Annotated in this window: 12 protein-coding genes; 5 read left to right on the top strand and 7 right to left on the bottom strand. The window is 59.7% G+C overall.

Features of this window, described 5'->3' with window-relative positions; genetic code table 11:
• Positions 1-7 precede the first annotated feature (7 nt).
• Entirely contained in the window at positions 8-871 is an 864-nt protein-coding gene (locus QRN38_RS10985) for a YicC/YloC family endoribonuclease (protein WP_007246513.1), read from the bottom strand.
• Between the two features lie 319 nt (positions 872-1,190).
• Here QRN38_RS10985 and rph point away from each other — a divergent pair, with 319 nt between their 5' ends.
• Positions 1,191-1,916: a ribonuclease PH gene (rph, locus tag QRN38_RS10980; RefSeq protein ID WP_057418713.1), complete on the top strand. Its 726-nt coding sequence runs from the start codon at positions 1,191-1,193 to the stop codon at positions 1,914-1,916.
• 16 nt (positions 1,917-1,932) lie between these two features.
• Positions 1,933-2,301, top strand: a complete 369-nt coding sequence (locus QRN38_RS10975; RefSeq protein ID WP_057418712.1) for a DUF4870 domain-containing protein — start codon at positions 1,933-1,935, stop codon at positions 2,299-2,301.
• Between the two features lie 69 nt (positions 2,302-2,370).
• On the opposite strand, the gene crc is transcribed toward QRN38_RS10975, so the two are convergent.
• Positions 2,371-3,150, bottom strand: a complete 780-nt coding sequence (gene crc / locus QRN38_RS10970) for a catabolite repression control protein Crc (protein WP_005613323.1) — start codon at positions 3,148-3,150, stop codon at positions 2,371-2,373.
• An 82-nt stretch (positions 3,151-3,232) separates the two neighbouring features.
• Between crc and pyrE the strand changes: the two genes are divergently transcribed.
• On the top strand, positions 3,233-3,874 hold the full coding sequence (gene pyrE / locus QRN38_RS10965; RefSeq protein WP_003377988.1) for an orotate phosphoribosyltransferase: 642 nt from the start codon (positions 3,233-3,235) through the stop codon (positions 3,872-3,874).
• Positions 3,875-3,884: 10 nt separating this feature from the next.
• Complete coding sequence (locus QRN38_RS10960) at positions 3,885-4,517, top strand: hypothetical protein (RefSeq protein WP_007246509.1); 633 nt, start codon at positions 3,885-3,887, stop codon at positions 4,515-4,517.
• A gap of 251 nt (positions 4,518-4,768) precedes the next feature.
• Here QRN38_RS10960 and argB read toward each other — a convergent pair whose 3' ends face one another.
• From argB to coaBC, 4 genes are read right to left on the bottom strand one after another with little or no spacing between them, the layout of a single operon-like run.
• Positions 4,769-5,674 carry an acetylglutamate kinase gene (argB, locus tag QRN38_RS10955; RefSeq protein WP_002551508.1) on the bottom strand — a complete coding sequence of 302 codons (906 nt, stop codon included), beginning with the start codon at positions 5,672-5,674 and terminating at the stop codon, positions 4,769-4,771.
• Positions 5,675-5,702: 28 nt separating this feature from the next.
• Positions 5,703-8,288, bottom strand: coding sequence for a phosphomannomutase/phosphoglucomutase (locus QRN38_RS28015; RefSeq protein WP_057418711.1), 2,586 nt, complete (start codon positions 8,286-8,288; stop codon positions 5,703-5,705).
• A 54-nt stretch (positions 8,289-8,342) separates the two neighbouring features.
• Positions 8,343-8,798, bottom strand: coding sequence for a dUTP diphosphatase (gene dut, locus QRN38_RS10945; RefSeq protein ID WP_011102984.1), 456 nt, complete (start codon positions 8,796-8,798; stop codon positions 8,343-8,345).
• Positions 8,799-8,804: 6 nt separating this feature from the next.
• Positions 8,805-10,013, bottom strand: a complete 1,209-nt coding sequence (gene coaBC / locus QRN38_RS10940) for a bifunctional phosphopantothenoylcysteine decarboxylase/phosphopantothenate--cysteine ligase CoaBC (RefSeq protein ID WP_005769557.1) — start codon at positions 10,011-10,013, stop codon at positions 8,805-8,807.
• A 135-nt stretch (positions 10,014-10,148) separates the two neighbouring features.
• Here coaBC and radC point away from each other — a divergent pair, with 135 nt between their 5' ends.
• Complete coding sequence (gene radC / locus QRN38_RS10935; protein ID WP_057418710.1) at positions 10,149-10,823, top strand: RadC family protein; 675 nt, start codon at positions 10,149-10,151, stop codon at positions 10,821-10,823.
• Positions 10,824-10,877: 54 nt separating this feature from the next.
• Here radC and QRN38_RS10930 read toward each other — a convergent pair whose 3' ends face one another.
• A complete protein-coding gene (locus QRN38_RS10930; RefSeq protein WP_057418709.1) occupies positions 10,878-12,464 on the bottom strand; it encodes an ABC transporter substrate-binding protein in 1,587 nt (528 codons plus the stop codon).
• Between the last annotated feature and the right edge of the window lie 247 nt (positions 12,465-12,711).

Genomic DNA, 12,711 nt, shown 5'->3' with positions numbered 1-12,711 from the left:
TTCAGCCTTACTCAATATTCTGCACTTGCTCACGCATCTGCTCGATCAACACTTTAAGGTTGACGGCGGCCTGCGTGCTGCGTGGGTCAAAGGCCTTGGAGCCCAGTGTATTCGCTTCGCGGTTAAGCTCTTGCATCAGGAAATCAAGACGACGACCCGCCTGCCCCCCGGCCTTGAGCACACGGCGCACTTCGGTGACATGCGTGCTGAGGCGGTCCAGCTCTTCGGCCACGTCGCTTTTCTGTGCCAGCAGAACCATCTCCTGCTCCAGCCGCTGAGGATCAAGCTCGGCTTTCATGTCGGCAAAGCGATCGAGCACTTTCTGGCGCTGAGCGGCCAGCATCTGCGGGACCAGCGTGCGCAAAGTGGCCACTTCCCCGACAATGGAAGACAGGCGCTCATCCAGCAACCTGGCCAGGTCTGCACCTTCACGGCCCCGCCCCAGTTTCAATTCGCTCAGCGCGTCATTGAACAGCGTCAGCGCCTCGGTGTTCAACACTTGCGGGTCGCTGGCATCGGCGACCAGAACGCCCGGCCACGCCAGCACCTCAAGCGGGTTCAGCGCGGCAGGCTGCTTGATCAAGCCAGCAACCGATTCGGCGGCGGCGATCAATTGACCCGCACGCTCGCGATCAACCTGCAGCGGTTTGCCGGCGGTCTCTTCGACAAAGCGCAAGGTGCATTCAACCTTGCCACGCGACAGACCCTGGCGCAGCGCTTCGCGAATCGCGCCCTCCAGATCGCGGAACGATTCAGGCAGGCGCAGGTGAGGCTCAAGGTAACGATGATTGACCGAGCGCAGCTCCCAGCTCAATGTGCCCTGGGCGCCAGCCCGCTCTACTCGGGCGAAGGCAGTCATGCTGTGCACCATGGGATTTACCTCTTTGTTCAGATCAGACGGCTCGGCTCAGATGATTCTGCTCAAGAGCGCGTAAAAACGGCTGCCATCCCTACGGGCGAAGCCGACAGGCCAGAGGCGCAGGATTGTAGCGCAGTGCAACGCAGGCTCCCAATCCGGCGATGAGACAAGCGCCGCAAGGCACTGCACTTCATCGCGCCAAGCGTTCGAAAGCCTTGTTTCAGAGCACTCCGGTAGTGCCATACCGGCATTGACGACTTTAGAGATGCCCAGTCGCAGCGATGGCCTCTATAATGATCGACAGTTTTCCGTCTCAGTACAGGTATCCCAGATGAAACGTCCAAGTGGTCGCGCCGCCGATCAGCTCCGCTCGATCCGCATCACCCGCAACTACACCAAACACGCCGAGGGTTCTGTACTGGTCGAGTTTGGTGATACCAAGGTGATTTGCACCGTCAGCGTCGAAAACGGCGTGCCACGCTTCCTCAAGGGCCAGGGCCAGGGTTGGCTGACTGCCGAATACGGCATGTTGCCGCGCGCCACCGGCGAGCGTAACCAGCGTGAGGCCAGCCGTGGCAAACAGGGCGGTCGTACACTCGAGATCCAGCGCCTGATCGGTCGTTCGCTGCGCGCAGCACTGGACATGTCCAAGCTGGGCGACGTCACCCTGTATGTCGATTGCGATGTCATTCAGGCTGACGGCGGTACTCGTACTGCGTCCATCACCGGCGCAATGGTTGCCTTGGCAGATGCCTTGAAAGTCATCAAGAAGCGCGGCGGCCTGAAAGGCGGCGACCCGCTCAAGCAGATGATCGCAGCCGTTTCGGTCGGCATGTACCAGGGCGAGCCGGTGCTTGACCTCGATTACCTGGAAGATTCCGCCGCTGAAACCGACCTGAACGTGGTCATGACCAGCGCAGGCGGCTTCATTGAAGTGCAGGGCACCGCAGAAGGCGCACCGTTTCAGCCTGAAGAGCTGAACGCGATGCTCGCTCTGGCACAGAAGGGCATGACCGAATTGTTTGAAATGCAGCGCGCCGCACTGGCCGACTGGTAAAAAGGAGAGCTTGATAATGAATGACAGTCCGCAGCCCTTGTACAAACCCAGCCGGGAAGCCCGCCAGTGGGCGATGTTCTGTCATTTATCAGCACTCATCGGGCTGGTCTTTCCCTTTGGCAATCTCCTTGCGCCATTGATTCTCTGGCAAATGAAGAGGGAATCAGACCCGTTCATCGACTCGCAAGGCAAGGAAGCGCTGAACTTTCAAATCACTGCCGCGATTGCTGGCCTGATATGCATAATGTTGATGTTCGTGGTAATCGGCATCGCGCTGTTCATGCTGGTATGTCTTGGCGCTTTCATACTCACGATTATCGCCGGAGTGAAGGCCAACAATGGACTGGAATATCGTTATCCGTTTACTTGGCGCGTGCTGAAATAACGCACCGCGCGAGCAACGCAAAAAGCCGACTTCAAGTCGGCTTTTTCATGTGCGCTGTTTACCTGACGATCAGATAGTCAGGGTCCAGTCGTAATCAACGATCAAGGGCGCGTGCTGTGAAAAGCGCGGCTGGCGTGGCAGACGGGCGCTACGCACAAAGCGGCGCAGGCCTGGTGTCAGGATCTGATAATCGAAACGCCAGCCCAGATTGAGCATCTCGGCCTGTTCGTTATCTGGCCACCAGCTGTACTGATCACCCTCACGACTGACTTCACGCAGGGCATCGACATAGCCCATTGTGCCGACAATCTCGTCCATCCAGGCGCGTTCAGGTGCCAGGAAACCAGGAGATTGCTGGCTGTCACGCCAGTTCTTGATGTCGAGCTTCTGCTGCGCCACATAGAGCGACCCGCAGTAGATGTACTCGCGACGCTTGCGGCGTTGCTTGTCCATGTACTTGCCGAAATCGTCCATGAGCTTGAATTTCTGGTTCAGGTCTTCATCCCCGTTCATTCCCGAAGGGAAGAGCAGGGTGGCGATACTGACCTTGTCGAAATCTGCTTGCAGGTAGCGCCCGTAGCGGTCGGCTGTCTCGAAACCCAGGCCACTGATGACCGCCTTGGGCTGCAACCGCGAATAAAGCGCCACACCACCCTGGGCTGGAACTTCGGCTTCGCAGGCATAGAGAAAGTAGCCATCCAGCTGAAAAGCTGGATCATCCAGTTCAAAGGCGGAGGCGCGGGTGTCCTGTAAGCAGATGACGTCGGCATTCTGAGCTTGCAGCCAACTGAGCAAACCACGCTCGACTGCGCCCTGAATGCCATTTACGTTCACACTGATGATCCGCATAAATGGCCCCAAAAATCACGTGCGTGTATGATACCCGAGCTCTACCTAATTAGCTAAATCCGTGGTATTCGGGGCTTTTTTCATGCAAGCGTATCAACGCGATTTCATTCGTTTTGCCATTGATCGAGGCGTTTTGCGCTTTGGTGAGTTCACCCTCAAGTCCGGGCGCACCAGCCCGTACTTCTTCAATGCCGGGCTGTTCAACACCGGTTCCGCACTGGCTCAGCTGGGGCGTTTCTACGCAGCGGCGGTCGTCGAGAGCGGTATCCGCTTCGACGTTCTGTTCGGCCCGGCCTACAAGGGCATTCCGCTGGCGTCGGCGACAGCCGTGGCGCTGGCCGAACATCATGACCGGGATCTGCCGTGGTGCTTCAACCGCAAGGAAGCCAAAGCGCACGGCGAAGGTGGCAGCCTGGTCGGTTCTCCGCTGGCGGGCAACGTGCTGATCATCGACGACGTGATCACTGCGGGCACGGCCATCCGTGAGGTCATGCAGATCATCAAAGACCAGGACGCCACAGCGGCTGGTGTGCTGATCGCCCTCAATCGCCAGGAACGCGGCAATGGCGAGCTGTCGGCGATTCAGGAAGTCGAGCGTGACTTCGGCATTCCGGTGGTGAGCATCGTTTCACTGAATCAGGTGCTTGAGTTCCTGGCCGATGACGCACAGCTCAAGCAGCACCTGCCTGCCGTCGAAGCCTACCGCGCGCAATACGGAATCTGAGGTCAGGCCTATGGCAGTCAGCGGCAGACGACAGCATCCGGTTTCAGGCACGCTAAGCATTTTGGGGCTGTGGCTGGCGCTTGGCATGCTTGCGCCCCTGATCGCTCAAGCCGCCGACGCGCCGGAAATCCGCCTTTATCGCTACGTTGACAGCCGCGGCGTGACGGTGATCGATACCCAGGGCGTGCCGCCCGACTATGTCGCCAAAGGCTACGAAGTGCTCAATGGCCGTGGCCGGGTAATACAGGTCGTACCGCCCGCACCGACCGCCGAGCAGATTCGCCAGACTGAAGCCGACAAACGCCAGGCCGCCGCCGATGCACAGCTGTTAAGCCTGTACAGCAGCGTGGGGGAGGTGGATCGCGTCAAGGCCCGCAAACTGGCCGAACTGGATGCGCTGGTCGGCGTTGCCCAAGGCAACATACAGGGGCTTGCCGCGCAGCAGCGCAACCTGCAAAGCCAGGCAGCCGATCTGGAGCGCGCAGGGCGTCCGGTTCAGCAGGCACTGGTCGATCAGCTCAATGACCTGCGCGACCAGCAGTACAAGCTACAGGCCGACATCGCCGGGTATCAGGCCGCACGCGTAAAAGCCGAAGCCGGTTTCGCCGAAGATCGCGTGCGCGTACAGCGGCTGACGCAGTAGACCACGCCTTCAAGACCGGACGCGGAGCGTCCAGAACGGCATGCCGACGCAGAGCGTCGCACGATAGTTGAGATTATCGTTCCGCACATTCCAGCCCTGACACCTATCGCTCCTCACGCTCCAGCGCAGGAATGCCTTGGGCGACGCTCTGCGTCACAAATCCATGCAGCACCGCACCCTAAAGGACGGGACATAAGAACCAAAAAGCCCCGTCAGCGTCAGCTCACGGGGCTTTAGGTGTTACGCCTGAATCAATGCCGCTTGCGGTTGGTAATCTGGGTACCCACACCGCTGTCGGTGAAGATTTCCAGCAAGACCGCGTTAGGCACTCGCCCATCGATGATATGCGAGCTGTTGACGCCGCCCTGAACCGCTTCCAGCGCGCAACGGATCTTCGGCAGCATGCCGCCGTAGATAGTGCCGTCAGCGATCAGACCATCGACCTGCTCGGTGGTCAGGCCAGTCAATACCTCGCCCTGCTTGTTCATCAAACCGGCGATGTTGGTCAGCAGAATCAGCTTCTCGGCCTTGAGGGCCTCGGCAACCTTACCCGCTACCAGGTCAGCATTGATGTTGTAGGACTCGCCATCCGGCCCCACACCAATAGGCGCGATGACCGGAATGAAATCCCCTTTGACCAGCATGTTCAGCAAGCCGGTATTAACCCCGACTACTTCGCCCACCTGACCGATGTCGATGATTTCCGGCTTGGTCATCTCCGGCGTCTGGCGCGTGACGGTGAGCTTCTTCGCACGAATCAGCTCAGCGTCCTTGCCGGTCAGACCGATGGCGCTGCCGCCATGACGGTTGATCAGGTTGACGATGTCCTTGTTGACCTGGCCGCCCAGCACCATCTCCACTACGTCCATGGTCTGTGCGTCAGTGACGCGCATGCCATCGATGAAATGGCTCTCGATGGACAGGCGCTTGAGCAGATCACCGATCTGCGGCCCGCCGCCATGAACCACCACCGGGTTGATACCGACCGCTTTCATCAACACGATGTCGCGCGCGAAGCCGGTTTTCAGCTCCTCGCTCTCCATGGCGTTGCCGCCGTACTTGATAACCAGCGTCTTGCCGACGAAACGGCGAATGTACGGCAGCGCTTCGGAAAGAACCTTGGCTACATTAGAGGCGGCATCACGTTCGAGGGTCATTCAGGGCTCCAGTCAAAAGGAAAAACAATCAAAATGGCAGGTCGAGGTCCGGCGCAACTTTCTTGAGCTCAGCGTGGAACACGCCCTGTATACGCTCCAGTTCGGCCTGGGTTTCAGCCTCGAAACGCAGCACCAGCACCGGCGTGGTGTTGGAAGCGCGAACCAGACCCCAGCCCTTCGGATAGTCCACACGGACACCGTCGATAGTGGTCAGTTTGGCGTCGCCCCATTGGGCGTCTTTCTCAAGGGCCTCAATGATGCTGAACTTGGTGACGTCCGTCACCTTGATGTTGATTTCAGGCGTCGAAATGTCGTTCGGGAAGGTCTCGAACAGGTCTTCGGAATTGGCCGGTTCCTGGCTGAGGATCTCCAGCAGACGTGCCGCGCTGTAGATGCCGTCATCGAAACCGAACCAGCGCTCCTTGAAGAAGATATGGCCGCTCATTTCGCCAGCCAGCAACGCGCCGCTTTTTTTCATTTCTTTCTTGATCAGCGAGTGACCGGTTTTCCACATGACCGGACGACCACCGTGTTCGCTGATCAGCGGCGTCAGGCGACGTGTGCATTTGACGTCGAAAATGATGTCGGCACCCGGATTGCGCTTGAGTACATCCAGCGCGAACAGCATCAACAGGCGGTCGGGATAAACCACATTGCCTGCGTTGGTCACAACACCGACACGATCGCCGTCACCGTCGAAGGCCAGACCCAGATCGGCACCGGTTTCCTTGACCTTGGCGATCAGGTCTTGCAGGTTTTCCAGCTTGCCCGGATCCGGGTGGTGGTTCGGGAAGTTGCCGTCCACCTCGGCGAACAGGGAAATCACTTCGCAGCCCAGCGCTTCGATCAACTGCGGGGCGATCACACCTGCCGCACCATTGCCGCAATCGACCACGACCTTGAGCTTGCGCGCCATGACGATGTCGTCCTTGATCTGCTTGAAGTAGCGATCGAGGATGTTGACTTGGGTGATGCTGCCTTTTTGCGAGGTCAGGTTGTTGGTCTTGATGCGCTCGTGCAGCGCCTGGATCTGCTCGTTGGCGAGGGTATCGCCCGCGATGACGATCTTGAAGCCGTTGTAGTCCTTGGGGTTGTGGCTACCGGTCAACATGACGCCGGTCTTGCCGGCCAGCACGTTGGCTGCGTAATACAGCGCAGGCGTCGGCACCAGACCGACGTCGCTGACATGGCAACCGCTGTCGTGCAGGCCCTGGATCAGTTGCTGCACCAGCTCAGGGCCGGAAAGACGACCATCGCGGCCAACGCTGACATTGGGTTCGTTCTGCGCCAGGCTTTCGGAGCCGATTGCGCGACCGATCCAGTACGCCGTTTCAGCGTTGAGGGTATCTCCGACCACGCCGCGGATGTCATACGCACGGAAAATGGTGTCGGGGAGAATGGGTGCCACGGATGCTGGGCTGTTCATAGCGAGGGGATGCTCCGATCTCAGGAAGTCCTGGTTTTCGTCGAGAAGGTCGATATCAAGAATATCGGTATCTTGAAACAGCGGATCGGTCCAGTCGGTACGCGACGCAACGACTGCAGGCGAAGTACTGTCTTGGGTAATATTTGCGCCATGCTGCTCGCTGGTCGCCTGTACAGGCACGGCCTGAGGCTGACTACGAAGCGAAACACGAGCAAGGGCCTGAGCCAGACCACTGAGGGCCGGGAGGCTCAAACCGAAAGGTTTGACGGCTTTTCCGCGTGAGAGTTCTTGAAGCAGCTGATCCAGCTGCCGCGCATCGGCACAAATACGCCGCTGCAAAACCCTTTCATTACGGTGCAGGCCAAGCAGCACACCTGCTCCAGCAATAATCAGTGCCAACAGCAAAAGCACGATGGAGGGCGAAGTTTTTAGCCCCGCACCCGGCGTGAACTCAAGCTTCCAGCCGGCAAAGCCGGTATCGAACCCTTGCGGCTTGTCGCCGTCTGCCTGCCCGCGCTGCAGAAAAACCTGCGCAGGTCCGCTGCCGAACTGCTGACTGAGGACGATTTGCCCAGCCTCGGCCGGCAGCACGGGCAAGGCATCGAGCAAGCGCTGCATGTCGAAGGCCAGCAGCAATGTACCCAGAACCGGCTGATCTGCGCCCGCACGTACCGGCGCTGCGCTGTAGATCAGCCAGCGCTCACCGACCTTGCGAGCCTCCGGGGCAACCCCTTCGCCCTGCGCAACCTTGTTGAGCATATCCAGCGTGGCAAAGCTGACCGGCAGCACGCCTTGCGTATCGACATCAGCCAGCCCCTTGGGATAAAGCCGTGCGCCTGACAGACCGCCCCAACGAGTAACGCGCTCCTGCGCAGCCACCCGCGCACTGGCGTCATTGCTTTGCAGCGCCTGAACCAGCGCTGCGCTGGACGCCGCGGCCTGAGTGTCGGCATTGATCTGCCGCAGCGCCAGGCTGACCGCTGACGCCTGACTGCCGCCCCATGCCTGCACCAGTTGATCCTGCTGCTGCGGGCCGGTCATCAGGGCAACCCAGACCAGCGCCGCCGCGATGATCAGGCCGACTGCAGCTGGCACAAGACCCGGCGCAAGCGCATTGAGGCTCGCAGCCGGGGGAGCGTTATCGGCGGGTATGGCTTGCTTTAAAGCGCTGTGCTGAGTGCCTTTCACCGACCTCTCCCTGAGCCTTGATGCGCAACCGTTTCATGAGCCGAATGATAACAATCAATGGCTGCCGGAGTGACCGAAGCCGCCTGTGCCACGCTGACTTTCGTCGAATTCTTCTACCAGCTCGAAACGGGCCTGTACCACAGGCACCAGCACCAGTTGTGCAATACGCTCGCCCACTGCGATGGTGAATGCAGTCTGACCACGGTTCCAGCAAGACACCATCAGCTCGCCCTGATAATCGGAGTCGATCAGGCCAACCAGATTGCCCAGCACGATGCCATGCTTATGACCCAGGCCGGAGCGCGGCAGAATCAGGGCGGCAAGCCCCGGATCGCCGATGTAGATCGACAGGCCGGTTGGGATCAGCAGGGTCTGGCCGGGCTCGAGAAGGGTGTCTTCCTTGAGCATGGCGCGCAGGTCCAGGCCGGCCGAACCCACGGTGGCGTAAGCCGGGAGCGGAAATTCGTTGCCAATGCGAGGGTCGAGGATCTTGGCTTGTAGAGCGTGCATTCGTAGTTAAACCTGATTCATGCGGTCGGCGATAAAAGTGATCAGCTGGCGGGCAATCTTGGCCTTGCTGGTCTGGGCAAAAAGCGTTGCGTGCAACGCCCGGTCAATCACGCTGCAAGCGTTCTCCTCACTGTTGAAGCCGATGCTGGGGTTGGCCACATCGTTGGCGACAATAAGGTCAAGATTTTTGTCTTTGAGCTTTCGGGCAGCGTAGTCGAGCAGGTGCTCGGTCTCGGCAGCGAAGCCGACACTGAACGGACGATCCGGGCGGGTTGCAATGGTCGCCAGAATATCTGGATTACGGACCATCTGCAGCAGCAAGCCGTCACCGTTTGAAGGATCTTTCTTGAGTTTGTGCGGGGCAATGACTTCCGGTCGGTAGTCCGCCACTGCTGCCGACGCGATGAACAGATCACACGGGATGGCAGCCTCACACGCCGCCAGCATGTCGCGGGCACTGACCACGTCGATGCGCGAGACGCGATCCGGCGTCGGCAGGTTGACGGGACCTGTGATCAGCGTAACGCGAGCGCCGGCTTCCACCGCCGCTTCGGCCAGGGCAAAGCCCATTTTGCCGGAGCTGTGGTTGGTGATATAGCGCACCGGATCGATGTTTTCCTGGGTAGGGCCTGCGGTGATCAGCACATGCCTGCCGGTCAGGGTCAGGCGCTGGAAGCAATCGGCCGCGCACTGGGCCAGATCGTCGGCCTCCAGCATGCGCCCGAAGCCGACATCGCCACACGCCTGACTGCCGGAAGCAGGCCCGAATACACGGAAGTCGCGCTGTTCAAGCAAGCGGGTGTTGGCCTGCACGGAAGCATCACGCCACATCGCCTGGTTCATCGCCGGAGCGATGGCGACGGTTGCGTCGGTGGCCAGCACGATGGTGGTCAGCAGGTCGTTGGCGATGCCTTGAGCCAGACGCGCGATCAGGTCGGCAGTGGCCGGTGCGATGAGGATCAGGTCGGCCCACTTGGCCAGCTCGATGTGCCCCATCGCGGCCTCGGCGGCCGGGTCGAGAAGGTCCAGGTGCACAGGGTGCCCGGAAAGAGCCTGCATGGTCAGCGGCGTAATGAACTCTGCGCCGCCCTTGGTCATGACCACACGCACTTCAGCGCCCTGGTCGCGCAATCGGCGGACCAGCTCAGCGCTCTTGTAGGCCGCGATGCCGCCGCCGACGCCCAGAACGATGCGTTTTCGATACAGCCGCTGCATAGACCTGCCTTTTTGGTCGAGTGAATACGCGACGGCCATGACGCCTCCCCAGGCCAGATCGTCGCGCAAAAAAGATGGGCTAAGATAGCACAGCGACCGCAGTGCAACAGCGGCGCCCAACCACATGGAGGTGCTATGAGTATTCGCAGTTGGCCCGCGGCCGAACGCCCGCGGGAACGCTTGTTGGAGCTGGGAGCGGCGAGCCTTTCGGACGCCGAATTGCTGGCGATCTTTTTACGCACCGGCGTGGCCGGAAAAAGCGCTGTAGACCTGGCGCGTCACCTCTTGAATCAATTCGACGGGCTCAGATCGTTACTGGATGCTGATCAGCCCGCTTTCACCGCTCAACTGGGGCTGGGACCGGCAAAATTCGCTCAGTTACAGGCCGTCATGGAGATGGCGCGCCGGCACATGGCCGAGTCATTGCGCCGCGATTCAGCGCTGGAAAACCCGACCCAGGTGCGTAACTACCTCAAGGCCCAGCTTCGACACGAGCCGCATGAAGTCTTCGCCTGCCTGTTTCTCGATAACAAACACCGGGTCATGACCTTCGAGATCCTGTTTCGCGGGACGATCAATGCATCCTACGTGCACCCACGTCAGGTAGTGAAGCGGGCGCTGGCGCACAACGCCGCCAGCCTGATCCTCTGCCACAACCATCCCTCGGGCATTACAACGCCCAGCCGCTCCGACATCGACCTTACCAAGCGCCTCAAAGAAGCCCTGAAGCTGGTGGATGTTCATGTGCTTGACCATGTGATCGTAGGCGACGGCGAGCCGTTGTCGATGGTGGAGAAGGGATTGATGTAGCGGGCCGATTGATCGTTCCAGCGCCCCAGGCACGGGAACGATCAACACAGCGAGTTACTTCACCTGCACCTTGTAAAAGTCCTGCCGTCCGAAGGGGCTGACCTGATAGCCCGAAACGTCCTTGCGCACCAGTGCAGCGGCTGTCGGGTGGGCGAGGGGGATCCACAGCGCCTGTTGCTGGATCTGCTGCTGAGCCTGGTGATACAGCTTGCTGCGCTCGGCCTGATCGCTGGTGGATTTGCCGTCAGCGATCAGCTTGTCCAGGGTCTTGTCGCAATAACGCGCAAAGTTGGTCCCCGATTGCACCGCAGCGCACGAGAACTGAGGCGTCAGGAAGTTATCCGGATCGCCATTATCGCCCGCCCAGCCCATGAATAGCAGATCATGCTCACCGGCCTTGGCGCGCCGAATCAGCTCGCCCCACTCGATCACCTTGATCTCGGCGTCGATACCGATCTGCTTCAGATCAGCCTGGAGCAATTGCGCGCTCAGACTGGGGTTGGGGTTCAACAGGCTGCCGGAAGGCCGTGTCCAGACAGTGGTCTTGAAACCATCTTTCAAACCGGCCTTGGCCAGCAATGCCTTGGCTTTGGCAACATCGTGCGGATAGCCAGGCAGGTCTTTGGCGTAGCTCCAGGTATTGGGCGGATAAGGGCCATTGGCAGCGCCGGCGGTGCCTTCAAATACAGCTTTCAGGTAGTTGGCCTTGTCGAAAGCCAGGTTGATTGCCTGACGAACTTCGGGCTTGTCGAACGGCGGGTGCTGGCTGTTGATCGCAACAAATGCAGTCATGAACGCGTCGGTTTTTTCGACCTTCAGCGAGTCGTCCTTGCTGGCTGCCTGAATATCCAGCGGCTTGGGAGACAGGGCGATCTGGCACTCGTCCTGACGAATTTTCTGCAGGCGCACATTGGCGTCCGGCGTAATGGCATACACCAGCGTGTCGATATCCGACTTGCCGGCGAAGTAATCCTTGAACGCTTCGTAACGCACCACGGCATCTTTCTGGAAGCGCTTGAAGACAAATGGCCCGGTGCCGATTGGCTGGCTGTTGAGTTTTTCCGGCGTGCCCGCTTTCAGGAGCTGCGCGGTGTACTCCGCCGAGTAGATCGACGCAAAACCCATGCTCAGCGTGGCAAGGAAAGTCGAATCGGCTCGATTGAGCGTGAAGCGGACCGAATGGGCGTCAGGCGCTTCGATGCTTTTGATCAGCGCAGGCAACTGCATGGACTGCGCATGCGGGAAGCCGCTCTGAGCAATCTTGTGCCACGGATTCTGCGGGTCGAGCATGCGCTGGAAGCTGAACAGCACGTCATCCGCGCTCAATTCGCGGGTCGGCGTGAAGTAGTCGGTGGTGTGGAATTTCACCCCGGTGCGCAGCTTGAAATCATAGGTCAGGCCGTCGGCGGAGACGGTCCAGCTTTGCGCCAGGCTCGGCACCAGCTTGCCACTCTTGGCATCGAAGTCCACCAGACGGTTCATCAGCACATCAGCCGACGCGTTGGTGGTGGTCAGCGAGTTATACTGCACCACATCGAAACCCTCGGGGCTGGCTTCAGTGCAGACCGCAAGGCTCGACGCCTGTGCGGCAAGCGGGAGTAGCGTGGAGGCAAGCAAAAAGGGAAGTGCAGTAAGGCGCATGGCTATATTCCTGTTCAGAAAGGGGTCCATCTGCCGGCGCAGTCTGGTGAAGAGCTAACCCTAGACCATGTAATGGCGTAGAACAATCGTCACGGTGCGACGAGCGGTCGATTTGCCCGCACCCCCGCTGTGCTTGAGCATACCGCCGCACAGGGCGCGACGATTCGGGCTAAAGTGCTTTGCCTGTTGTTGCATTGCAGGGTTTCTGGTATAAAGCAGCGCTCTTTTCTAGGGGCCCGGTTCCTTC

The sequence above is a fragment of the Pseudomonas sp. CFBP2511 genome (assembly GCF_030209255.1).
In the GTDB taxonomy this organism is placed as follows: Bacteria; Pseudomonadota; Gammaproteobacteria; order Pseudomonadales; family Pseudomonadaceae; genus Aquipseudomonas; species Aquipseudomonas avellanae.
The sequence above is the reverse complement of the archived record's forward strand: the minus strand, read 5'-3'. Positions and strand labels throughout refer to the sequence as shown.